The following is a 23,313-nucleotide window of genomic DNA, read 5'->3' as shown; positions in this document are numbered from 1 at the left end:
CCACCCGAAATCAGTCGAGAGGGGACCCTCGGCAGGGTGGCGCCCCGCAAACTAGCGGCGATAGTTTGTACGCGCGGCGTATGAGCGCCCGCTTAGCGCACCTGACGACCACCCCTGGGGAGGACGCCGACATGAAGGCACACGACGGCATGTACATCGACGGAGCCTGGCGGGACGCGGTGGGGGGCGACACCATCGAGGTGCGCAACCCCGCCGACGAGCAGGTGATCGCCACCGTTCCGGCCGGCACCGCGGCCGACATCGACGCCGCCGTACGGGCGGCGCGCGCCGCCCTCCCCGGCTGGCGCGCCACCGCGCCCGCCGAGCGCGCCGCCAAGCTCACCGCGCTGGTCGAGCAGCTCAAGGGGCGCGCCGGCGAGATCGCCGAGACCATCACCGCCGAGCTGGGCTCGCCGAAGTCCTTCGCCGCGAACGTGCAGACCGGCATGCCGATCGCGGTGACCGCCTCGTACGCCCAGCTCGCCGCCGAGCACTCCTTCGAGGAGCAGCTCGGCACCTCCACCGTGCTGCACGAGCCGGTCGGCGTGGTCGGCGCGATCACGCCCTGGAACTACCCGCTGCACCAGATCACCAACAAGGTCGCCCCGGCGCTCGCCGCGGGCTGCACCGTCGTCCTCAAGCCCGCCGAGGACACCCCGCTCACCGCCCAGCTCTTCGCCGAGTGCGTGGACGCGGCGGGGATCCCGGCCGGCGTCTTCAACCTCGTCACCGGCCTCGGCACGGTCGCGGGCCAGGCGCTCGCCGAGCACGAGGGCGTGGACCTGGTCTCCTTCACCGGCTCCACCGCGGTCGGCAAGAAGATCGGCGCCATCGCCGGCGGCGCCGTCAAGCGCGTCGCGCTGGAGCTGGGCGGCAAGTCCGCCAACGTCATCCTGCCGGGCGCCGACCTCGCCAAGGCCGTGAAGGTCAACGTCGCCGACGTCATCCGCAACTCCGGCCAGTCCTGCAACGCGCTGACCCGGATGCTCGTCCACGAGGACCAGTACGAGGAGGCCGTCCGGCTCGCCGCCGACATCGTCGCCAAGTACGTGCCCGGCGACCCGAACGACGAGGCCAGCCGCCTCGGTCCGGTCGTCAACGCCAAGCAGCGCGACCGGGTCCGCGGCTTCATCGCCAAGGGCCAGGAGGAGGGCGCGCGCCTGGTCACCGGCGGCGCCGAGGCCCCCGAGGGGCTGCCGTCCGGCTACTACGTCCGCCCGACCGTCTTCGCCGACGTCACCCCCGGCATGACCATCGCGCAGGAGGAGATCTTCGGGCCGGTCATCTCGATCATGAAGTACCGGGACGAGGACGAGGCCGTGAAGATCGCCAACGGCACCGTCTACGGCCTGGCCGGCGCCGTCTGGGCCAAGGACCAGGAGACCGCGGTGGCGTTCGCGCGCAAGCTCGACACCGGCCAGGTCGACATCAACGGCGGCCGCTTCAACCTCCTCGCGCCCTTCGGCGGGTACAAGCAGTCCGGCGTCGGCCGCGAGCTGGGCCCGCACGGCCTGACCGAGTACCTCCAGACCAAGTCGCTCCAGCTCTGAGCGGCCCGGGCGCCGGTCCCGGCCGGCGCCCGATCCTTTCCCCGCAGGTCCCATCCCGCAGTTCCCGCCCGTACTCCGCACTCCCCACCGAGGAGACCGCACCGTGGTCCGCGCTGCCGTACTGACCGCCGTCAACGCCCCGCTGGAGATCGCCGAGATCCAGCTCCCCGATCCCGGACCCGGCCAGATCCGGGTCAAGCTCGCCGCGGCCGGGGTCTGCCACTCCGACCTGTCGCTGTCCAACGGCACGCTCAAGCAGCCGGTCCCCGCGGTCCTCGGGCACGAGGGCGCGGGGACCGTCACCGCCGTCGGGGAGGGCGTCACCGGCCTCGCGCCCGGCGACCCGGTCGTCCTCAACTGGGCGCCGTCCTGCGGCGACTGCCACTTCTGCGGGCTGGGCGAGGTGTGGCTGTGCGCCAACTCGGCCGCCGCGGCGGCGAAGCCGTACGCACAGCGCGCGGACGGCAGCGAGCTCTACCCGGGCCTCGGTACGGCCGTCTTCGCCGAGGAGACGGTGGTCGCGGCGAACGCCGCGCTGCCGCTTCCGAAGGGCGTACCGCTCACCGAGGCCGCCCTGCTGGGCTGCGCGGTCCTCACGGGCTGGGGCGCGGTGCACAACTCCGCGCAGGTCCGCGCGGGGGAGTCGGTCGTCGTCTTCGGCGTCGGCGGCGTCGGCCTGGCCACGCTCCAGGCCGCGCGGATCGCGGGCGCGGGCCCGATCATCGCCGTCGACGTCTCCCCGGCGAAGGAGGAGCTGGCGCGCGCGGCGGGCGCCACGGACTTCCTGGTGGCGGCCGATGACACTGCCAAGAGCATCCGCAAGATCACCGGCGGGGTCGGCGCCGACGTCGCCCTCGAATGCGTCGGCCGCGCCGACACGATCCGTACCGCCTGGTCCTCGACCCGCCGCGGCGGCCGCACGACGGTCGTCGGCGTCGGCGGCCAGGACCAGCAGGTCACCTTCTCCGCGCTGGAGCTCTTCTACTTCGGCCGCACCCTCTCCGGCTGCGTCTACGGGAACAGCGACCCCGCCAAGGACCTCCCGGTCATCGCCGAGCACGTCCGCAGCGGCGCGCTGGACCTGTCCGGGCTGGTCACCGAGCGGATCGGGCTGGAGGGCATCCCGGCCGCCTTCGACGCCATGCTCGCGGGCAAGGGAGGCCGCGCGCTGATCGTCTTCTGATGGCCTGACACGGTCCGACTGACCCCCGGGAGCGAGTGCCCCGGGGGCCTTCGGGCTGCCCGGAACATGCCGCTCCAGCTGGGCAAAGCCCCGCTCATGCCTCCGTAAAAACTCCTGTTGCGCAGACCGTTGACCACGTACCAGCCGGTCGGTACGGTCACCCGCAATCACGGCGCCGCCCCCCGTTCCCCAGCACCCTCGGAGCGTGCACGCATGGACACGGCCTCCCCCGCGACACCGAGCCCCACCCCGGCCCCCACCGCCCGGCACCGCCGCAAGGTGGCCACCGCGGCCGCTCTGGCGTCCGCCGTCGAGTGGTACGACTACTTCGTCTTCGGCATCGCCGCGGCCCTCGTACTGGGGCACGCCTTCTTCCCCTCGGGGAGCCAGGTCGCCGGCGTGCTCGCCGCATTCGCGACCTTCGCGGTCGGCTTCCTCGCCAGACCCATCGGCGGCGTCATCGCCGGCCAGCTCGGCGACAAGCGCGGCCGCAAGCCCATGCTCGTCCTGGCGCTGACGCTGATGGGCCTGGCCACGACCGGCATCGGCCTGCTCCCCACGTACGAGACGATCGGCATCGCCGCGCCGATCCTCCTGGTCCTGCTGCGCATCGTGCAGGGCATCGCGGTCGGCGCCCAGTGGGGCGGCGCGATGCTGATGGCCACCGAGTACGCCCCCGAGGGCAAGCGCGGGCTGTACGGCTCGCTGGTCCAGCTCGGCGTGCCGATCGGCGTGGTCACCGCCAACACCGTCTTCCTGGTGGCCGGCGCGGTCGTCGGCGACGCGGGCTTCGCCTCCTGGGGCTGGCGACTGCCGTTCTTCGTCGGCATCCTCGTGCTGGTCCTCGCCTGGTACATCCACACCCGCGTCGAGGAGACGCCCGAATTCCGCGACGCCGAGCGCCGGCTGGCCGCCGCCGAACAGCAGGCGGACGCCCAGCGCTCGCCGCTGCGCACGATCCTCCGCCAGCACCTCGGCACGGTCCTGCTGGCCGGCGGCAGCTTCACGGTGAACACGGCGACGTTCTACATCCTGATCACCGGCGTACTGGACTACGCCACCCGCGAGCTGGCCATGCAGCGCACGGCCGTGCTGACCGTCTCCCTCCTGGTCAGCCTCACCCAGCTCGCCCTGATCCCGGCCTCCGCGGCGCTCTCCGACCGGATCGGCCGGCTGCGTGTCTACACGCTCGGCGCGGTCGGGCTGCTGGTCTGGGCGATACCGATGTTCCTGCTGATCGACACCGCCTCGCTGGTGTGGCTGGCCGTCGGCACGTTCATCGCCAGCTGCTTCCTGAGCATCATGTACGGGCCGCAGGCCGCACTGTTCGCCGAGCTGTTCTCGGCGGAGATGCGCTACACGGGGGCCTCGCTCGGCTACCAGATCAGCGCCGTCCTGGGCGGCGGCCTCGCGCCGTTCCTGATGGTCCTGCTGCTGGAGGCGAGCGGCACCTCGATGGCGGTCTCCGGCTACATCATGGTGCTCGCGGTGATCGCCCTGGCCTCCATCGCGGTACTCGCCAAGCGCGCCAAGCGGGCGGCCGCGGAGGCCGCTGCGCCCGCCGCTGCCCCGGCTACGCAGCCGCGGCCGGCGGAGTAGCGGGGCCCGCCGGGGCCTCGGACGCCGCGGGCTCGCCGGCCTTCCGCAACCGCGGGAAGGCCGGCACCGCGACCAGGAACGCCAGCGTGGTCAGCACGAACGGCCAGGTGAAGGTGTGCCCGCCGGACGGGGCGAAGAGCGCGGCGGTCGCCGAGGTCAGGATGGTGGCCGCGGTCGCGCCGGTCACCGCGTACGCCAGCGACCAGCGGTCGGTGGCCAGGAAGACGCCGCCCAGCGCCATCGTGACGAGCACCGCGTTGTATCCCGTCCCGCCGTCGGCGATCTGCCCGGCGGGCGCGCCCAGCAGCCAGCCCGCCGCGATGCCCACCGCGCTGCCCAGGCAGGCCAGCGCGCCCAGCCGGCGGTCGGCGACGAAGATGCCGACGAGGAAGAGCGCGCCGACGTACCACTGCGGCATGAAGAAGATCTGGGCGATGTTGGAGAAGAAGGCGTGCCAGAGGTCGGACCAGGTGAGTGCGGTCCGGCCGGACGCCGGGCTCGCGAGCGTGGCCAGGCCGGGGCCCTGGTGCCAGACGCGGACGAAGCCGGGCGCCGCGATGGTCATGGCGCTGGCGGTGAGGCAGTACGGCAGGGTCAGCGTGGGCAGGTTCCACGGGCGCAGCAGCGTGCCGACGGCCCCGGTGAGCACGGTGACGACCACGCAGCCGCCTGCGGCCAGCAGCGCGGTGGAGAGGTGGTCGGCGCCCAGGAAAGCGGCGAAACCCACCGCCACCAGGCAGGAGTTGAAGCCCTCCAGGCCCGCGGTGACCCGGTCGCGGGCCACGCCGAGCGCCTGCGCCGTGGCCGTGCCGAGCGCGGTGCCGCACAGTCCGTAGATGCCGTACTGCCAGCCGGCGGCGAACAGGGCGACGGTGAAGATCAGCCCGGCGAGCGCGCTGGACAGGAAGTCGACCTGTGCCTGGCCGCGCAGTACTCGCAGCAGGAAGGCATAGCACCGGCGGTCCGGTATCGGCTGCTGCACGTGTCTTCTCCTGTCGCGCGCGGTACGTCACGGCCGACCGGATATTACATGGGTGTTACATGTACGTAACAGGGGAGGGTCGCGGTATCGCGGCGGGTGAGGTCAGGAGACCGGCTGGTACTGCAGCGCCAACCCGTCGACCAGGGCTCGCAGTCCGGACTCGAAGGCGCCCTCGTCGACCTGCTGCTGGTGCTCGGCGAGCAGATGGGCCTGGCCGAGGTGGGGGTAGTCGGCGGGGTCGTAGGCGGCCGCGTCGTCGACGAAGCCGCGGGCGAAGGAGCCCAGCGCCGAGCCCGCCACGAAGTACCGGACCATCGCGCAGACCTTGGTGGCCTGCGCGGGCGGCCAGCCGGCCTCGACCATGCCGCCGAACGCCGCGTCGGCCATCTTCAGGCCCGCCGGGCGGCGGCCGGGCCCCTGGGCGAGGAACGGCACGAAGTTCGGGTGCGCGGCGAGCGCTGCGCGGTAGGACCGGGCCCACTCCAGCAGCCCGCGCCGCCAGTCCCCGTCGGGTCCAAATCCGGAGACGTCGACCTTGGCGATCACCATGTCCGCCGCGGCGTCCAGGATCTCGTCCTTGGTCGTGAAGTGGTTGTACAGCGACGGGCCGCTCACCCCGAGTTCGGCGGCGAGCCGCCGGGTGGAGAGCGCCTGCAGTCCCTCCTCGTCGATGAGCGCGAGGGCCGCCGTGACGATGCGCTCACGGCTCAGCAGGGGCTTGCGGGGTCGGGCCATGACGCACATAGTAGAGGCCGCCGCAAAAAACTAGCAGTGATAATTAAGGCCCAGAGGAAGACGCATCATGAACCTCGAACTCAATGAGGAGCAGGCCGCCGTCCGGCAGCTCGCCAAGGACTTCGTCGACCGCGAGGTCGCCCCGCACGTCACGGAGTGGGACCGCGCCGAGCAGGTCGACCGCGGAATCGTGAAGACCATGGGCGACCTGGGTTTCCTGGGCCTGACGATCCCCGAGGAGTACGGCGGCTCCGGCGGCGACCACTTCGCGTACGCGCTGGTCACCGAGGAGCTGGGGCGCGGCGACTCCTCCGTGCGCGGCATCGTCTCCGTCTCGCTCGGGCTGGTCGCCAAGTCCATCGCCGCCTGGGGGAGCGAGGAGCAGAAGCAGGCGTGGCTGCCCCGGCTCACCTCCGGCGAGGCCCTCGGCTGCTTCGGCCTCACCGAGCCCGGCACCGGTTCCGACGCGGGCAACCTCACCACCCGCGCCGTGCGCGACGGAGGGGACTGGGTGATCAACGGCACCAAGATGTTCATCACCAACGGCACCTGGGCCGACGTGGTGCTGCTCTTCGCCCGCACCGGCGCGGAGCCCGGCCACAAGGGTGTCAGTGCCTTCCTCGTGCCCACCGACACCCCGGGCCTGTCCCGCCGGGAGATCCACGGCAAGCTGGGCCTGCGCGGCCAGGCCACCGCCGAGCTGGTCCTGGAGGACGTGCGGGTCCCGGCGTCCGCGATGATCGCCCCCGAGGGCAAGGGCTTCTCCGTCGCCATGTCCGCGCTGGCCAAGGGCCGGATGTCGGTCGCGGCCGGCTGCGTGGGCATCGCGCAGGCCGCGCTGGACGCCGCCGTCGGGTACGCGGGCGAGCGCGACCAGTTCGGCAAGACCATCGCCCACCACCAGCTCGTCCAGGAGCTGCTCGCCGACATCGCGCTGGACGTGGACGCGGCCCGGCTGCTGACCTGGCGGGTCGCCGACCTCATCGACCGCGGGAAGCCCTTTGTCACCGAGGCGTCCAAGGCGAAGCTGTTCGCCTCCGAGGCGGCGGTACGCTGTGCCAACAACGCCCTGCAGGTCTTCGGCGGGTACGGCTACATCGACGAGTACCCGGTCGGCAAGCTCGTCCGGGACGCCCGCGTGATGACGCTCTACGAAGGCACCAGCCAGATCCAGAAGCTGCTCATCGGGCGCGCGCTGACGGGGGTCTCCGCGTTCTGACCGGAGTACCGGGTTCCGAAGACACAGCCCTAAGCGCTTGCTCAGTCCTGGAGTATGGTGTTCGATCTGATGGCCCGCCGCGGACGGACCGCGGCGGACCGCAGGATCGGAGTGCGCGATGGGAGCGGAGCGGGCGGACGAGGCCGCAGGAGAATGGGCCGAGGTGGCTCCGGACGCGGCCCAGCGGCTGGTCGGGGCTGCCGTCGAGGCGTTCGCGGAGCGCGGCTACCACGCCACGACCACCCGTGACATCGCCGGGCGGGCCGGCATGAGCCCGGCCGCGCTCTACATCCACTACAAGACCAAGGAAGAGCTGCTCTACCGCATCAGCGTCACGGGCCACGAGCGGGCGCTGAAGATCATGGCGGCCGCGGCCGGCGCCGAGGGCACGGCCGCCGACCGGCTGCGCTGCGCGGTACGCGCCTTCGCGAGCTGGCACGCCGAGCGGCACACGACCGCGCGCATCATCCAGTACGAGCTGAAGGCGCTGAGCGAGGAGCACTACGCCGAGATCGCGGACCTGCGGCGGAAGACCGACCGGCTGCTGCGGGAGATCATCCAGGACGGCGCGGACGCCGGGGAGTTCACCGTGCGGGACGTGCCCGGCACGACGCTGGCGGTGCTGTCACTCTGCGTGGACGTCGCCCGCTGGTTCACCGCGGACGGGAAGCGCACGCCCGACCAGGTCGGCGAGCTCTACGCCGACCTGGTACTGGGCATGGTGGGCGCCCGGCGCCCGTAAAAGCCGGGGCTTCCAGGGGACTTACAGGTAGAAGCGGCTGACCGACTCCGCGACGCAGACCGGCTTGTCGCCGCCCTCGCGCTCCACGGTCACCGCCGTCGTGAGCTGCACGCCGCCCGGCACCTCGGTCACCTCGGCGATCTTCGCGGTGGCGCGCAGCCGCGAGCCGACCGGCACGGGGGAGGGGAAGCGCACCTTGTTCGTGCCGTAGTTGATGCCCATCTTGACGTTGTCGACGCGCATCAGCTGCGGTACGAGGGCGGGCAGCAGTGACAGCGTGAGGTAGCCGTGCGCGATGGTCGTGCCGAACGGCCCGGCCTTCGCCTTCTCCTGGTCGATGTGGATCCACTGGTGGTCGCCGGTGGCGTCGGCGAACAGGTCGATCCGCTTCTGGTCGACCTCCAGCCAGTCGCTCGGGCCGAGCTCCTCGCCGACGGCTCCACGCAGTTCGTCCAGCGAACCGAACACTCGGGGGTCTGCCATGTCCGTATGCCTCCTCATCGACTAAGCGCTTGCTCAGCTTGCTGTCCAGATCCTCCGCTGTCAACGGCTCTTCCTATTAGGCTGGCCGACGTGCCCCAGCTTTCCCGTAAGGTCCACGAGCTCACCGTCGGCCAGCTCTCGGCGCGCAGCGGCGCCGCCGTCTCCGCCCTGCACTTCTACGAGTCCAAGGGGCTGATCAGCAGCACCAGGACCGCGGGCAATCAGCGCCGGTTCACCCGTGACACGCTGCGCCGCGTCGCGTTCGTCCGGGCGGCGCAGCGCGTCGGCATCCCGCTCGCGGTGATCCGTGACGCGCTCGCCGAGCTGCCGGAGGAGCGCACGCCCAACCGCGCGGACTGGGCGCGGCTCTCCGAAGCCTGGCGCAGCGAGCTGGACGCGCGCATCGGCCAGCTCCAGGATCTGCGCGACAGGCTGACCGACTGCATCGGCTGCGGCTGCCTCTCCCTGGAGAAGTGCGCGCTCTCCAACCCGTACGACGAGCTCGGCGAGCAGGGGACGGGCGCGCGGCGGCTGCGTGTGGACCGCGACGGACGCCCGGCGGACCCGGCCCCCGAGGGGTGAGCGGCCTCAGCCGGTGAACAGCTGCGTCATCTTGAGCGTCAGCTCGTACAGCCCGTAGGCGAAGGGCAGTCCGACCCACAGCCAGACGAGGACGAGCAGGGCGGTGCGGCGGCCGGTCACCGGGCGGCTCCTTCTTCCTGTGCTTCCAGGCGGTCCGGCGGCACCGGCTCGTGGTGGCGCGAGTGGACCGGCCGGACCAGCTCGTTGGCGATGAAGCCGATCACGAGCAGACCGATCATGATGAAGAACGACGTGGTGTAGAGGTCGGGGCCGCTGCGCCCGGCGGCGTGCTGGGAGTCCGCGATGGCGTTGACGATCAGCGGGCCGAGGACGCCGGCGGTGGACCAAGCGGTGAGCAGCCGCCCGTGGATCGCGCCGACCTGGTACGTGCCGAAGAGGTCCTTCAAGTACGCGGGGACCGTGGAGAAACCGCCGCCGTAGAAGGACAGGATGACGGCCGCGCAGGCGACGAAGAGCGGTTTGGAGGCGTCGCCGGTCAGCGCCAGTACGAGGTACAGCAGCGCGCCCACGCCGAGGTAGAGCCGGTAGATGTTCTTGCGGCCGACCAGGTCGGAGGTGGTGGACCAGGCGAACCGGCCGAGCATGTTGGCCAGCGAGAGCATGCCGACGAAGCCGGCCGCCGCTGCCGCGCTCACGGGTGTGGCGGTGTCGGCGAAGAAGTCCGCGATCATCGGCGCGGCCTTCTCCAGGATGCCGATGCCGGCCGTGACGTTCATGCAGAGGACGACCCACAGGCACCAGAACTGCGGGGTGCGCAGCGCGTTGCGGGCCGAGACCTGGGCGCTGGTGACCAGGGGGCGTTGAGAGGTCCGGGCGGGCGCGGCGCCAGGGGGCCGCCAGTCGTCCGGGGGTACCCGGACCAGCAGCACACCCAGCGACATGAAGACCGCGTACACCAGGCCCATCACGAGGAACGTCCGCGCGATACCGGCGGAATCGGCGCCCAGCGCTTCCAGCAGTCCGCTGGACCAGGGCGAGGCGATCAGCGCGCCGCCGCCGAAGCCCATGATGGCGATGCCGGTGGCCATGCCGGGGCGGTCCGGGAACCACTTGATCAGCGTGGAGACGGGGGAGATGTAGCCGATGCCCAGGCCGATCCCGCCGATGAAGCCGTAGCCGAGCACGACCAGCCAGTACTGGCGGGTGGCGGCGCCGAGCGCGGCGACGAGGAAGCCGGAGCAGAAGCAGAGGGTGGAGACGAGCATGGCCCAGCGCGGGCCGCGCCGTTCGACGAGCGTGCCGCCGAACGCCGCCGACAGGCCGAGCATCACGATGGCGAGCTGGAAGGGGAGCGCGGAGGCGGTGCCGGAGAGCCCGAGCGAGGACTCCAGCGGGGGCTTGAACACGCTCCAGGCGTACGCCTGGCCGATGGCGAGGTGGATGGCGAGCGCGGCGGGCGGGACGAGCCAGCGGCTCCAGCCCGGCGGGGCGACGGTGGCGGAACGGGCGAGCGGGAGCATGCACGGGAACGTACAACCTTCATGCACTCGCGGGAAGAGGCCCTCAAGTGCGATACCGCGGTGGCTCGTTGGCGGTTCGTGGCGGCGCGGGTCCCCCGTACCGGCGCATCCGGTCCCACGTCCGCCTGATGCGGCAGGTGCGCGCCCGGCGCCCCGCCGTTTCCCCCTGGTGCTTACACCCTGTTGCCGGGTGCTGCCGCGTGCTGCCCGTGGCTCAGGCCGCGGCGAAGGCCCGGTCGGCGTTGGCGCGCCGGGCGGCGGAGAGTACGGCGGTGGTCAGGACCGCCGACGGGGTGACGACTCCGCATTCCTGGCAGACCGGCCCGTTCACCGGGTGTGCCCCGTCCGTGTGCCAGACGAAGCGCCGGCCCCCGCACACCGGGCAGTCCTCGCGCTGCCGGCCCGACTCCATGGCCGCGATCACCCGGCGCAGCACCTCGGCCAGGCGTGCGGTCGGATGCCGGTGCGGTGACTCGCAGGGCACGATGTCGCACCCGCCCCAGGTGCGCAGGTGCCATTCGTGCAGGGCGCCCGGCTGCCGGATGCCTTCGTGCTTCTCACGCCGCCGACGGGCGGCGAAGTCCTCTTCATAAGCGAGCCAGAGGTTGCGTGCCTCCTCCAGTTCCGCCAGGGCGGCCATGAGCCTGCCCGGGTCAGGGTTGCGGTCCTGCGTCCCGATGCCTGCACGGGTGCACAAGTGGTGCCAGGTCGCCCGGTGCCCGTACGGGGCGAACCGTTCGAGGCACTTGCGCAGCGCCGTCCGCCGCTGGGTCGCGACGAGCCCGGGGTTGCGGACCTGCTCGGCGAGAGCTCTGAAACCGGCCAATTCATCCCACCTCCGTGGGGAGGAACCCGACTGGACATGGAATGGACGTAACGGAACGGCATCCGGATCCATCGAACTGCCGTGCGAGAAAGGGGTGTTACCTGGGGTGTAGAGGTGATGCGTGGGGGGAGTGGGGTGGTTGAACGAAAGTTGACTGTTGTTCATCTTCCGTCGCGGATTTACCGACGGTAACGTCCAGCGCACCCGCCTCCCAAGGAGCAGGAATGCGACGACGTACCGGAGGGCGCGCCGCTGCCGCCGTGGCAGCGGTGTGCGCCCTGGGAGCCAGCGCCCTGGCACCCCTCCCCGCCGCGGCGGCCACCGCGGACCCGCCACCCGTCACCGACCACTGCCGGGGCCAGTGCGCCGACATCCTGCCGCCCGGCGAGAACGGCAACGCCACCCTCGCCGAGATCCTCGGCAACAAGCTCTTCGGCACCCGTCCCGCGCACGCCTCCGACCAGCTCGGCCCGTACAACGACCTGAACGGCGGCCACCAGTCGCTCACCGACGAGACCCTGACGAACTTCTTCAACGACGCCTCCTTCGGCGTCCCCGAGGGTCAGGTCGGCAAGGTCACCCGGCCGCGCGACGACGTGACGATCACCCGCGACAAGAAGACGGGGGTGCCGCACATCAAGGGCACCACCCGCTACGGCACCGAGTACGGCGCGGGCTACGCCGCAGCGCAGGACCGGCTCTGGCTGATGGACCTCTTCCGGCACATCGGCCGCGGCGAGCTGACCTCCTTCGCCGGCGGCGCGCTCGCCAACCAGGGCCTGGAGCAGGAGTTCTGGCCGAAGGCCCCGTACACCGAGCAGGACCTGAAGGACCAGGTCGAGGCCATCCGCGAGAACAACGGGCCGCGCGGCGAGCAGGCCATGGCGGACGCCCAGGCGTACGTCGACGGCATCAACGCCTACCGCGAGAAGTCCAAGAAGGGCCGCTACTTCCCCGGCGAGTACGTGCTGACCGGGCACGTGAACGCGGTCACCAACGCCGGGGAGATCAAGCCCTTCGAGCTCACCGACCTGATCGCCCTCGCGTCCGTCGTCGGCGGGCTGTTCGGCAACGGGGGCGGCGGCGAGGTACCGCAGGCCCTCGCGCTGCTCTCCGCGCAGCAGAAGTACGGCGTCGAGAAGGGCACCGAGGTCTGGGAGTCCTTCCGGGAACGCAACGACCCCGAGGCCGCGATGACGCTCCACGACGGCCAGTCCTTCCCGTACGCGGTCAAGCCGAAGCACGCCAAGGGCACGGCGCTGCCCGACCGCGGCTCGGTCACGCCCGAACCGCTCGTGTACGACCGGAAGGGCGCGGCCACCGCCAAGAGCGACCCGCCACAGGCCGATGTGCAGACCCCGAAGAAGCTCAAGCCGCTCGAAGGCGTCTTCAAGGACGGCGTGCTCCCGAAGGGCAGCTTCGACGCCACCCAGCACCGCGGCATGTCCAACGCCCTGCTGGTCTCCGGGAAACACACCGCCAGCGGAAACCCGGTTGCCGTCTTCGGGCCGCAGACCGGCTACTTCGCCCCGCAGCTGCTGATGCTCCAGGAGATCCAGGGTCCCGGCATCAGCGCGCGCGGCGCCTCCTTCGCGGGCGTCGGCATGTACGTCCAGCTCGGCCGCGGCCAGGACTACGCCTGGAGCGCCACCTCCGCGAGCCAGGACATCACCGACACCTACGCGATCGAGCTGTGCAACACCGACGGGTCCACGCCCACGAAGGACTCCACGTCCTACCGCAAGGACGGCCGGTGCGTGCCCATGGAGAAGCTGGAGCGCACCAATTCCTGGAAGCCGACCGTCGCCGACCCGACGGCCGCCGGCTCGTACCGTATGCAGGTCCACCGCACCGACTACGGCGTCGTGACGCACCGCGCGACCGTCGACGGCAAGCCCGTCGCCTACACCGCGCAGCGCTCCACCTACCGCCACGAGGCCGACTCCATCATCGGCTTCCAGATGTTCAACGATCCGTCCTACGTCAAGGACGCCAAGTCCTTCCAGCAGGCCGCACAGCACATCGGGTACGCCTTCAACTGGTTCTACGCCGACTCCAAGGACATCGCGTACTACAACAGCGGCCTCAACCCCGTCCGCAACCCGGACGTCGATCCGTCCCTCCCGGTCCGCGCGGAGAAGGCGTACGAGTGGCAGGACTGGGACCCCGAGGCCAACACCTCCGCGTACACCCCGCCCGAGGAGCACCCGCAGTCGGTCGGTCAGGACTACTACATCTCCTGGAACAACAAGCAGGCCAGGGAGTACGACTCGGCCGGCTTCGGCAACGGCTCCGTGCACCGCGGCAACCTGCTCGACGACCGGGTGAAGGAACTGGTCGCGGACGGTGGCGTCACCCGCGCCTCCCTGACCCGCGCGATGAGCGAGGCCGCGGTCACCGACCTGCGCGGCGAGGACGTACTGCCGGAGCTGCTCAAGGTGCTGCGCTCGGCACCGGTCGACGACCCCAAGGTCAAGACCGCTGTCCAGCAGTTGGATGCCTGGCGCAAGGACGGCGCACAGCGCCGCGAGACCAGCCCGGGATCGAAGACGTACGCCCACTCCGACGCGGTGAGGATCATGGATGCCTGGTGGCCTCTGATGATCGAGAAGGTGTTCAGGCCGGGCCTCGGGGACGGCCTCTACGACGCGATCAAGGCCAACATCACCATCGACGAGTCGCCCTCGGCCGGGCACGGGCCGACCGGCAGCCACGCCGGCTCCGCCTTCCAGTACGGCTGGTGGTCCTACGCCGACAAGGATCTGCGCGCGGTGCTCGGCGAGAAGGTGCGCGGCGGCCTGGCCGAGCAGTACTGCGGCAAGGGCGACCTGGACGCGTGCCGCGACACGCTGGTCAGCACGCTGAGCGAGGCGGCCGCGAAGACCGCCGAGCAGGTATACCCGGGCGACGACGCCTGCAAGGCCGGTGACCAGTGGTGCGCGGACGCGATCATCCACCGGGCGGTCGGCGGCCTCACGCACGATCCGATCAGCTGGCAGAACCGGCCCACCTACCAGCAGGTGGTGGAGTTCCCGAGCCACCGCTAGGCGGTTCGGGAGAAGCGGTGCGGTGCGCGGAGCTGTGGGGGCTTCGCGCACGCACTACTTCGCGCACCGCACTTTGCGCTCCGTCCTGTCAGGCGCGGCCGACCCGGCCCGCCTCCAGGATCACCCGGGCCAGCTCCGGATGGCAGATGTCGCTGTGCGCGCCGGCCGGCGGCGCGCCGCGCCGGACCACGGCGGAGACGTCCACGTTCACGCACCCCGGCGACGTCGGCAGCTCCTCGCCCAGCCGGATCCGCCGGGTCCCGTCCACGCCCTGGATGCCGCCGAACCCGTTCGCGCCCCACCGGTCGAACACGCCGAGGAAGCCGGTGTCGTCCCCGGCCAGCTTGGACGCCAGCGGGTAGAACGTGCCCAGCGCGTCGTCGTGCCGGGAGTAGCAGCACACCAGCGGGCCGTCGATCCGCTCCTGCGCGCCGTCCAGCGTCCCGGCGCGCGCCCGGTCGTGCGGCAGCTCCGCGCAGAACGCGAAGTGCGAGAAGGCCCCTTGCAGCAGCGTCACCGACTTCACCTGCCGCGCGCCGTGCGGCATCCCGCGCAGCGCGTAGGAGACCAGCCGGGCGCCGAAGGAGTGGCCGGCCAGGTGCACCCGCAGCGCGGGCGCCTCGTCCGCCAGCCGGCCGAGCACCGGGCCCAGCCCCAGCTGGCCCACCGTGCCGGAGCGCCGCTTCATGCCGTAGTAGACGCCCTGCCGGAGCAGTTCGCGGGCGCCGTTCCACATCCGGGTCAGCCCGCCGCCGAACAGCGGCCGCTGCTCCGCGTCCATGGCCTCGCCCGGCCACACCGTCACGCCCGCCGACCGCAGCGCCGCCGTGAGGACCTCGCAGACCTCCAGCGCGTCGTCGGTCAGCATGCCGGGCAGGCCTTCACCGCTGTCCGCGGCGAACAGCAGATCCGGGCTGTCCTGCCGGATCGACACCAGCTCCCGCACCAGCCGCGCGAACTCGTCGAACGCCGAGCGCGCGTCGGGCCGCTCCGACAGCAGCTGCGCGAGCCGCTCCAGCACCATCTCCCGGCCCGGGAACGCCTGCGCCAACTGGTGCCGCAGGGCGTCCTCCAGTACCGGTTCGCCGGCGGCCGCGGCGCGCGCTGCGGCCCGGGCCGGCGGCGCGGGGTCGAAGTCGGGGATCGGCTCGTCGGTGAAGCGCAGCGCCGGCCAGATCACCCCCGCGTACCCCACCCGGGCCCGGCTCCCCGCCAGCAGCTCCGGGAAGGGTTCGAAGAAGCGGGTGTACAGCCGGGTGGCCATCGACCGGTCGTTGTTCCACCCGTGCGCGAACACCACGAGATCGGTGAGCCGTTCCCGCGCCGCCCCGGCGAGCAGGGCGTCACGCTGCCGCTGATCGACGTCCCCGTCGGCGTCAAACGTCAGTTCCCAGTACGGCTTCACCCCGACACCCGCCATGACGAACCCCTTCGCTGCCGCTCGTGCAGCATCGTCCTGCGCATCGGCGCTTCCCGCCATACGCAGCGCTGCGGCGAACGCCGGAGGCCCCGGGATCAGGCCAGTTCGCGCTCCCTGGTCTCCGGCAGCACCAGGACGCACAGCAGGGAGATCACGGCCATCGCGGAGACGTACCAGCCGACGGAGGAGGACCCGAAGGCGGACTGCAGGCGGGTGGCGATCAGCGGGGAGACCGCGCCGCCGAGGACACCGCCGAGGTTGTAGGCGAGCGAGGCACCGGAGTAACGGACCTTGGTACCGAACAGCTCGGGCAGATAGGCGCCCATCGGCCCGTACACCACGCCCATGCAGAACAGTGCGCCGCCGAGGGCGAGGGCCATCAGTACCGGCGACTCGGTGTCCAGCAGCGGGAAGAGGACCAGGCCCCAGACGACGGCGAGGCCGCAGCCGGCCAGGATGAGCTTGCGGCGGCCCGCGCCGTCGGAGCGGGTGGCGGCGAGCCAGGTGCCGGCGGCGAGGAAGAGGCAGGCGACCAGGGACAGGGCCAGCATGGTGTTGCGGGAGACGCCGAGGGTGCCGGTGGCGTAGGAGAGGCAGTACGTCGTGGCCGTGTAGAACAGCCCGTACGCGATGATCATGCCGCCCGCGCCGAGCAGCAGCTCGCGCCAGTGGCCGCGGATCACGTCCAGCGTGGGGACCTTGCTGGCCTCCTGCGCGTCCATCACCTTCGCGAAGACCGGCGTCTCACTGATCTTCAGCCGGACGAACAGACCGACCGCCACCAGCAGGAACGACAGCAGGAACGGGATCCGCCAGCCCCAGGACCGGAAGGCCGCGTCGTCCAGCGAGGCGGACAGCAGCCAGAAGATGCCGGTCGCGGCGAAGAACCCGACGGACGGGCCCAGTTGCGGGAACGCGGCGTACAGGCCGCGCCGCTTCTTCGGGGCGTGTTCGACGGCGAGCAGCGCCGCGCCGCCCCACTCGCCGCCCAGGCCGATGCCCTGAATGAAGCGGAGCAGGATCAGCAGCAGCGGGGCCCAGATGCCCAGCGTGGCGTAGCCGGGCAGCAGACCCACGAAGGCCGTGGACAGGCCCATCAGCAGCAGCGAGACGACCAGTACGGACTTGCGGCCCACCCGGTCGCCGAAGTGCCCGAAGACGATCGAGCCGAGCGGCCGCGCCGCGAACGCCACCGCGTAGGTGGAGAAGGAGGCGAGGGTGGCGTTGACCGGGTCCAGGGTCGGGAAGAACGCCTGGTTCAGTACGAGCGCGGCCGCGGTCCCGTAGATGTAGAAGTCGTAGAACTCGATGGCCGTCCCGATGAACGACGCCACGGCCACCCGCCGCAGGCTCTCGGGGCTGCCCTCGCCGCCGGCGGGTCCGGCCGTGGTCTCTTCTGCTGTCGCTTCGCTGTGCACGAGCCGCATGCTCACGGTCGTTGTATGGGGCAGTCAATAGGTGGGACGTGTGGTCTCGTCTACTGAGACGGTTTCCGTGCGGCTCCGGCCGCCGGGCTCAGTGGTAACGCAGGTAACCGGCGCGCAGCGCTCGGAACTTCGCGAGCTCCGCCTGCCAGGCGCCGACGACCTCGTCCGTCCCGGCCCCCGCGTCGATCATCGTGCGGACCTTGTCGGAGCCCGCGAGCCGGTCGATGCCGTTGTCCGGGCGCCAGGCGAACCCCTTCCACGTCTTCTTCGCGGTCACCAGCAGCGCGATGCCGGTCCGTACCGGGTCGAACGCCGCCCGGTCGTGGACGTGCAGCTGCACCCCGCCGATCGTCTTCCCCTGGAACTTGGAGAACGTCGGCGCGAAGTACGCCTCCCGGAAGCGGACCCCCGGCAGCCGCTCGGAGTTGACCGTCTCCGCCCACTTCCGGTCGATGCCTTCCGCGCCGAGCAGCTCGAACGGCCGCGTCGTGCCCCGCCCTTCGGAGAGGTTCGTCCCCTCGAAGAGACACGTGCCGGAGTACACCAGTGCGGTGTCCGGGGTGGGCATGTTGGGGCTGGGCGGCACCCACGGCAGCCCGGTCGCGTCGAAGAAGTCGGCGCGCCGCCAGCCCTTCATCAGGACCGTGTCCAGCCGTACCGCCTTGCCGGCCGCCGCGGGCACGAACCGCTCGTTGAAGAGCAGCGCCAGCTCCGCCACCGTCATCCCGTGCGCCTGCGCGATCGGCTCCCGGCCGACGAACGAGGCGTACTTCTTGTCCAGCACGGGGCCGGTCGCCGCGCGGCCGGTCACCGGATTCGGCCGGTCCAGCACCACGAAGCGCTTGCCCGCCATGGCCGCCGCCACCATGCAGTCGTACAGCGTCCAGATGTAGGTGTAGAAGCGCGCGCCCACGTCCTGGATGTCGAAGACGACCGTGTCGACCCCGGACTCGGTGAAGATGTCCGCCAGCGCCCGGCCGCTCTTCTGGTACGTGTCGTACACCGGCAGTCCGGTCGCCGGGTCGGTGGACTTCCCCTCCGAACCGCCCGCCTGCGCCGTGCCGCGGAAGCCGTGCTCGGGCCCGAACACCGCGGTCAGCCGCACACTCCTGTCCGCGTGCATCACGTCCACGAGGTGCTGTACCTCCTGGGTGATGCCGGTCGGGTTGGTGACGACGCCGACCTTCTGCCCGGAGAGCAGCGGGTATCCGTCGGCGGCGAGCCGGTCGAAGCCGGTCTGTACCCGGCGGCCGGCGGATGGCGGGGGAGCCGCCGACGCCGTGCCCGGGGCACCGGCGATCGCGCCGGTCATCGCGCCGGTGACCGTCAACAGGGTCCGTCTGGACAGGGCCATGCGCACACCTCCGTGAGCGGGGTTCGTGTGCTGTGACGCTAACGCGCGCGAGGCCCCGCGGGAACGCACCGCACAGGGTGCGTCGGGCCCTTCCCTTCGCACATACCGACTGGTTAGTCTGCCGTTCGGTCGTGATGCCGGTCGAGCCGAGGGAGACACACGTGGAAGCCGTGCGGGACAAGACCGTGGTGGTCACCGGGGCGGGCGGCGGCATCGGCGCCGCGCTCGCGGCCCGCTTCACCGCAGAGGGCGCGCGGGTCGTCGTCAACGACCTGGACAAGGAGAAGGCCGAGCGCACCGCCGCCGAGCTGGGCGCGATCGCGGTCCCCGGTGACGCCTCGGCGATCGTCCCGGCCGCCCGGGAGGCACTCGGCGGCCGCATCGACATCTTCTGCGCCAACGCGGGCGTGGGCACCGGCGGCGGCCCCGAGGCCCCCGACAGCGACTGGGACTTCGCCTGGGACGTCAACGTCATGGCCCACGTACGGGCCGCGCGCGAGCTGATACCGGAGTGGCTGGAGCGCGGCAGCGGCCGCTTCGTCGCCACCGTCTCCGCCGCCGGCCTGCTCACCATGATCGGCTCCGCGCCGTACAGCGTGACCAAGCACGCCGCGTACTCCTTCGCCGAATGGCTCTCCGTCACCTACCGGCACCGCGGCATCGACGTGCACGCCATCTGCCCCCAGGGCGTACGGACCGACATGCTCAGCAACACCGGGTCCGCCGGCGACCTCGTCCTCACCTCCGGAGCCATCGAGCCCGCCGCGGTCGCCGACGCGCTCTTCGACGCCATCACCGAGAACCGCTTCCTGGTCCTGCCGCACCCGGAGGTCGCCGGTTACTACGCGGCCCGCGCCGCCGACCCCGACCGCTGGCTCGGCGGCATGAACCACCTCCAGCGCAAGCTCGACGCCGCCACGGACGCCGGCGCCTGAGCGACGCGGGACGACCACCCGTACGGCGCGGCGGGGACGACCGCGCCGTACGGCACCGGAACCGAGCACCGACACCACCGGGACGAAGAAGAGAGAAGGGCCGCACGCCGATGACGTCGTACCAGGACATGCCGTGGCTGTCGCAGCTGAACGAGGCACAGCGCGCCCCCGTGCACCCGCACCCCTCCACCCTGCACGCCTTCAAGGAAGCGGTCCGCCGGGTCCCCGACCGGGCCGTGCTGGCCTACTTCGACGGCCGGCTGTCCTACGCCGAGACCGACGCGCTCTCCGACGGCCTGGCCGCCTACCTGTGCGACCGCGGCTTCCGGCACGGGGACCGCGCCGCGATCATGCTCCAGAACACCCCGCACTTCGTGATCGCCCTCTTCGGCGTCTGGAAGGCGGGCGGCGTCGTCGTCCCCGTCAACCCCATGTACAAGTCCGGCGAGATGACCCACGTCCTCACCGACGCCGAGGTCACCGCCGTGATCTGCGCCGACCACACCTGGGACGGCTTCCTGCGCGAGACCGCGGCCGCCGCCCCCTCCGTACGCATCGCCCTGACCGCCTGCGAACGGGACCTGCAGACCAGAGACGACGCCCGCGTCCTGCGCGGCGAGCGCCTCGGCCCGCGCGAGGGCGCCGACGACCTGCTGGCCACCGCCCGCGCGCACGAGGGGCGCGGCCCCGCCGCCGACGTCCCCGAACTCACCGCCGACGACATCGCCCTGATCAGCTACACCTCGGGCACCAGCGGCACACCCAAGGGCGCCACCAACACCCACGGCAACATCTCCTACAACGCCGAACGCCAGCGCACCGGCCTCGGACTCCCCGACGGCGCCACCTACTTCGCGCTCGCACCGCTCTTCCACATCACCGGCATGGTCTGCGAGCTGGCCTCCTGCGTCACCGGCGGCGGCACCCTGGCGCTCGCGTACCGCTTCGAGGCCGGCGTCGTCCTGGACGCCTTCCTGGAGCACCGCCCGGCCTTCACCGTCGGCCCCTCCACCGCCTTCATGGCGCTGATGGCCCACCCGGACGTCACCCGCGACCACTTCTCCTCCTTCGCCACCCTCTCCTCCGGCGGCGCGCCGCTGCCGCCCGCCCTGGTCGAGAAGTTCCGCGCGGAATTCGGCCCGTACATCCGCAACGGGTACGGCCTCACCGAGTGCACGGCCCCCTGCGCCAGCGTGCCGCCGCAGCTGGAGGCGCCCGTCGACAAGGCGTCCGGCACCCTCGCGGTCGGCGTACCGGGCCCCGACACGGTCGTCCGGATCATCGACGACCAGGGCCGGGACGTGCCCTTCGGCGAACAGGGCGAGATAGCCGTCCGCGGGCCCCAGGTCGTCCCCGGCTACTGGCGCCGCCCCGACGCCACCGCCGAGGCGATCCCCGACGGCGAGCTGCGCACCGGCGACATCGGCTTCATGGACGCCGACGGCTGGCTGTACGTCGTCGACCGCAAGAAGGACATGATCAACGCGTCCGGCTTCAAGGTCTGGCCGCGCGAGGTCGAGGACGTGCTGTACAGCCATCCAGCCGTCCGCGAGGCGGCCGTCGTCGGCGTCCCGGACTCCTACCGCGGTGAATCGGTCAAGGCCTATGTCAGCTTCCGCCCCGGCCAGTCCCCGGACCCCGCCGAGCTGGCCGCCTACTGCAAGGAGCGGCTGGCCGCGTACAAATATCCCCGGGAGGTGGAGGTCCTGCCCGAACTGCCGAAGACGACGAGTGGCAAGATCCTCCGACGGGAGCTGCGCAACCGCGGCTAGCCTCCGGTGAACGAGCACGTCAGTACGGAGAAGGACAGGTGAGGGCGATGGCCGGCACGACGGACGGGAGCACGAAGCCCGTGGCACAGCGGCTGCTGGCCACCGCCACCCGGCTCTTCGCCGAGCAGGGGTACGACCGGACCTCGGTCCAGGAGATCGTCGAGGCGGCGGGCGTCACCAAGGGTGCGCTGTACCACTACTTCGGTTCCAAGGACGATCTGCTGCACGAGGTCTACGGGCGGGTGCTCCGCCTCCAGCAGGAGCGGCTGGACCGGTTCGCGGGCGCCGACGCGCCGGTGGAGCAGCGGCTGCGGGACGCCGCCGCGGACGTCGTGGTGACGACGATCGAGAACCTCGACGACACGAAGATCTTCTTCCGCTCCATGCACCAGCTCTCCCCGGAGAAGGACAAGCAGGTACGCGCCGAGCGCCGCCGCTACCACGAGCGCTTCCGCGCCCTGATCGAAGAGGGCCAGCGCGCCGGCGTCTTCACCACCGAGGTCCCCGCCGACCTGATCGTCGACTACCACTTCGGCTCGGTCCACCACCTGGGTACGTGGTACCGCGAGGGCGGCCCGCTGACGCCGCGCGAGGTCGCGGACCATCTGGCGGATCTGCTGCTGCGGGCGCTGCGGCCGTAGGTGCGGCCGATTCGTATGACTGCGGCGCCGGCCCCGATTGCGCAGACCCCCAGCCCCCCACCTCGGGGGTTACCCAGGGTGAGGGGCTGTGAAAGCTCGGGTCGCTCAGCTCGTTTGGGTCACAGGTACTTCTTGATCTCCCGCCGTGCCAGCGACCGCTGGTGGACCTCGTCCGGGCCGTCCGCCAGGCGGAGCGTCCGCGCGCCGGCCCACAGTTCGGCGAGGGGGAAGTCCTGGCTGACGCCGCCCGCGCCGTGCAGCTGGACCGCCTGGTCGATGATGTCCACGACCGTGCGCGGGGTCGCGATCTTGATGGACTGGATCTCCGTGTGCGCGCCCTTGTTGCCGACCGTGTCCATCAGCCACGCGGTCTTCAGGACGAGCAGCCGCAGCTGCTCGACGGCGACCCGCGCGTCCGCGATCCACTCCTGGACGACGCCCTGCTGCGCCAGCGGCTTGCCGAAGGCGGTACGTGCCACCGCCCGCTTGCACATCAGCTCGATCGCCCGCTCGGCCATGCCGATCAGCCGCATGCAGTGGTGGATCCGGCCGGGGCCGAGGCGGGCCTGGGCGATGCCGAAGCCGCCGCCCTCCTCGCCGATGAGGTTCGAGACCGGGACGCGTACGTTCTCGAAGAGCACCTCGGCGTGGCCGCCGTGGGAGTGGTCCTCGTACCCGTAGACCTGCATCGCGCGCTTGACCGTCAGGCCAGGGGTGTCGCGCGGCACGAGGACCATCGACTGCTGGCGGCGGATGTCCTCGCCGTCCGGGTCGGTCTTGCCCATCACGATGAAGATCTGGCACAGCGGGTTCATCGCGCCGGAGATGTACCACTTGCGGCCGTTGATGACGTAGTCGTCGCCGTCCCGCTCGATGCGCGTCTCGATGTTGGTGGCGTCGGACGAGGCGACCTCGGGCTCGGTCATCGCGAACGCGGAGCGGATCTCGCCGGCCAGCAGCGGCTGCAGCCACTGCTTCTGCTGCTGCTCGTTGCCGAACTGGGCGAGTACTTCCATGTTGCCGGTGTCCGGCGCCGCACAGTTCAGCGCGGTCGACGCGAGCTGCGGGCTGCGGCCGGTGATCTCGGCGAGGGGCGCGTACTGGAGGTTGGTGAGCCCGGCACCGTGCTCGGCGTCGGGCAGGAACAGGTTCCACAGCCCCCGCTTGCGGGCCTCCGCCTTCAGCTCCTCCACGATCGCCGGGGTGTCCCAGGGCGAGGCGAGCGCGGCCCGCTGCTCGCGCGCGACCGGCTCGGCGGGGTAGACGTGCTCGTCCATGAACGCGAGCAGTTTCTCGCGCAGCTCCTGCGTGCGGGCGTCGAATGCGAAGTCCATG

20 protein-coding genes are annotated in these 23,313 nt (G+C 71.5%); 10 read left to right on the top strand and 10 right to left on the bottom strand.

Going from position 1 to position 23,313, the window contains the following annotated elements; all coding sequences use genetic code 11:
• Positions 1-131: 131 nt before the first annotated feature.
• The 3 genes from IF04_RS0106430 to IF04_RS0106420 all read left to right on the top strand — a co-directional run bounded on the left by IF04_RS0106430 (position 132) and on the right by IF04_RS0106420 (position 4,332).
• Positions 132-1,550: an aldehyde dehydrogenase family protein gene (locus tag IF04_RS0106430; protein WP_030252206.1), complete on the top strand. Its 1,419-nt coding sequence runs from the start codon at positions 132-134 to the stop codon at positions 1,548-1,550.
• Between the two features lie 103 nt (positions 1,551-1,653).
• Positions 1,654-2,733 (top strand): Zn-dependent alcohol dehydrogenase, encoded by a 1,080-nt coding sequence (locus tag IF04_RS0106425; protein ID WP_030252203.1) that lies wholly within the window; start codon positions 1,654-1,656, stop codon positions 2,731-2,733.
• A 213-nt stretch (positions 2,734-2,946) separates the two neighbouring features.
• A complete protein-coding gene (locus IF04_RS0106420; protein WP_030252200.1) occupies positions 2,947-4,332 on the top strand; it encodes an MFS transporter in 1,386 nt (461 codons plus the stop codon).
• Here the strand turns inward: IF04_RS0106420 and IF04_RS0106415 are convergent.
• Positions 4,307-5,314 carry an urea transporter gene (locus IF04_RS0106415; protein WP_245654291.1) on the bottom strand — a complete coding sequence of 336 codons (1,008 nt, stop codon included), beginning with the start codon at positions 5,312-5,314 and terminating at the stop codon, positions 4,307-4,309. The two genes, IF04_RS0106420 and IF04_RS0106415, sit on opposite strands and share 26 nt — an antisense overlap.
• Before the next feature lie 102 nt (positions 5,315-5,416).
• The gene (locus IF04_RS0106410; protein WP_030252196.1) at positions 5,417-6,049 is read right to left on the bottom strand and encodes a TetR/AcrR family transcriptional regulator; all 633 of its coding nucleotides are present in this window, start codon (positions 6,047-6,049) and stop codon (positions 5,417-5,419) included.
• A gap of 67 nt (positions 6,050-6,116) precedes the next feature.
• Between IF04_RS0106410 and IF04_RS0106405 the strand changes: the two genes are divergently transcribed.
• Both IF04_RS0106405 and IF04_RS0106400 read left to right on the top strand, forming a co-directional pair.
• Entirely contained in the window at positions 6,117-7,268 is a 1,152-nt protein-coding gene (locus tag IF04_RS0106405; protein ID WP_030252193.1) for an acyl-CoA dehydrogenase family protein, read from the top strand.
• A gap of 118 nt (positions 7,269-7,386) precedes the next feature.
• Positions 7,387-8,010, top strand: coding sequence for a TetR/AcrR family transcriptional regulator (locus IF04_RS0106400; RefSeq protein ID WP_030252192.1), 624 nt, complete (start codon positions 7,387-7,389; stop codon positions 8,008-8,010).
• A 21-nt stretch (positions 8,011-8,031) separates the two neighbouring features.
• Here IF04_RS0106400 and IF04_RS0106395 read toward each other — a convergent pair whose 3' ends face one another.
• Positions 8,032-8,493: a MaoC family dehydratase gene (locus IF04_RS0106395; protein WP_030252189.1), complete on the bottom strand. Its 462-nt coding sequence runs from the start codon at positions 8,491-8,493 to the stop codon at positions 8,032-8,034.
• Positions 8,494-8,583: 90 nt separating this feature from the next.
• Here IF04_RS0106395 and soxR point away from each other — a divergent pair, with 90 nt between their 5' ends.
• The gene (soxR, locus tag IF04_RS0106390; RefSeq protein ID WP_030252186.1) at positions 8,584-9,075 is read left to right on the top strand and encodes a redox-sensitive transcriptional activator SoxR; all 492 of its coding nucleotides are present in this window, start codon (positions 8,584-8,586) and stop codon (positions 9,073-9,075) included.
• A gap of 6 nt (positions 9,076-9,081) precedes the next feature.
• On the opposite strand, the gene IF04_RS40325 is transcribed toward soxR, so the two are convergent.
• The 3 genes from IF04_RS40325 to IF04_RS0106375 form a co-directional block, all read right to left on the bottom strand.
• The gene (locus tag IF04_RS40325) at positions 9,082-9,195 is read right to left on the bottom strand and encodes an MFS transporter small subunit (RefSeq protein ID WP_417828981.1); all 114 of its coding nucleotides are present in this window, start codon (positions 9,193-9,195) and stop codon (positions 9,082-9,084) included.
• Positions 9,192-10,556 carry an L-lactate MFS transporter gene (locus IF04_RS0106380; protein ID WP_030252184.1) on the bottom strand — a complete coding sequence of 455 codons (1,365 nt, stop codon included), beginning with the start codon at positions 10,554-10,556 and terminating at the stop codon, positions 9,192-9,194. The genes IF04_RS40325 and IF04_RS0106380 overlap by 4 nt, the downstream gene beginning before the upstream one ends.
• A 214-nt stretch (positions 10,557-10,770) precedes the next feature.
• Positions 10,771-11,382: a hypothetical protein gene (locus IF04_RS0106375; protein ID WP_030252181.1), complete on the bottom strand. Its 612-nt coding sequence runs from the start codon at positions 11,380-11,382 to the stop codon at positions 10,771-10,773.
• A 224-nt stretch (positions 11,383-11,606) separates the two neighbouring features.
• On the opposite strand from IF04_RS0106375, the gene IF04_RS0106370 reads away from it, so the two are divergent.
• A complete protein-coding gene (locus tag IF04_RS0106370) occupies positions 11,607-14,429 on the top strand; it encodes a penicillin acylase family protein (protein ID WP_030252179.1) in 2,823 nt (940 codons plus the stop codon).
• 88 nt (positions 14,430-14,517) lie between these two features.
• Here the strand turns inward: IF04_RS0106370 and IF04_RS0106365 are convergent, their stop codons facing one another.
• From IF04_RS0106365 to IF04_RS0106355, 3 genes are all read right to left on the bottom strand, one after another.
• Positions 14,518-15,849 (bottom strand): hypothetical protein, encoded by a 1,332-nt coding sequence (locus IF04_RS0106365; RefSeq protein WP_030252177.1) that lies wholly within the window; start codon positions 15,847-15,849, stop codon positions 14,518-14,520.
• A gap of 95 nt (positions 15,850-15,944) precedes the next feature.
• A complete protein-coding gene (locus IF04_RS0106360; protein WP_245654304.1) occupies positions 15,945-17,276 on the bottom strand; it encodes an MFS transporter in 1,332 nt (443 codons plus the stop codon).
• An 88-nt stretch (positions 17,277-17,364) separates the two neighbouring features.
• Positions 17,365-18,630: an exo-beta-N-acetylmuramidase NamZ family protein gene (locus IF04_RS0106355; protein WP_030252172.1), complete on the bottom strand. Its 1,266-nt coding sequence runs from the start codon at positions 18,628-18,630 to the stop codon at positions 17,365-17,367.
• 161 nt (positions 18,631-18,791) lie between these two features.
• Between IF04_RS0106355 and IF04_RS0106350 the strand changes: the two genes are divergently transcribed.
• The 3 genes from IF04_RS0106350 to IF04_RS0106340 all read left to right on the top strand — a co-directional run bounded on the left by IF04_RS0106350 (position 18,792) and on the right by IF04_RS0106340 (position 21,978).
• On the top strand, positions 18,792-19,565 hold the full coding sequence (locus tag IF04_RS0106350) for an SDR family oxidoreductase (protein ID WP_245654290.1): 774 nt from the start codon (positions 18,792-18,794) through the stop codon (positions 19,563-19,565).
• Between the two features lie 110 nt (positions 19,566-19,675).
• Positions 19,676-21,337: an AMP-binding protein gene (locus tag IF04_RS0106345; RefSeq protein WP_030252168.1), complete on the top strand. Its 1,662-nt coding sequence runs from the start codon at positions 19,676-19,678 to the stop codon at positions 21,335-21,337.
• A gap of 47 nt (positions 21,338-21,384) precedes the next feature.
• The gene (locus IF04_RS0106340) at positions 21,385-21,978 is read left to right on the top strand and encodes a TetR/AcrR family transcriptional regulator (RefSeq protein ID WP_030252165.1); all 594 of its coding nucleotides are present in this window, start codon (positions 21,385-21,387) and stop codon (positions 21,976-21,978) included.
• 119 nt (positions 21,979-22,097) lie between these two features.
• On the opposite strand, the gene IF04_RS0106335 is transcribed toward IF04_RS0106340, so the two are convergent.
• On the bottom strand, positions 22,098-23,312 hold the full coding sequence (locus IF04_RS0106335; protein WP_030252162.1) for an acyl-CoA dehydrogenase family protein: 1,215 nt from the start codon (positions 23,310-23,312) through the stop codon (positions 22,098-22,100).
• Position 23,313: the final 1 nt, after the last annotated feature.

Origin of the sequence: Streptomyces violens (genome assembly GCF_000717745.1) — a bacterium.
GTDB classification, from domain to species: domain Bacteria; phylum Actinomycetota; class Actinomycetes; order Streptomycetales; family Streptomycetaceae; genus Streptomyces; species Streptomyces violens.
Note: the sequence above shows the minus strand (reverse complement) of the source record. Positions and strands in the feature narration are given on the sequence as shown.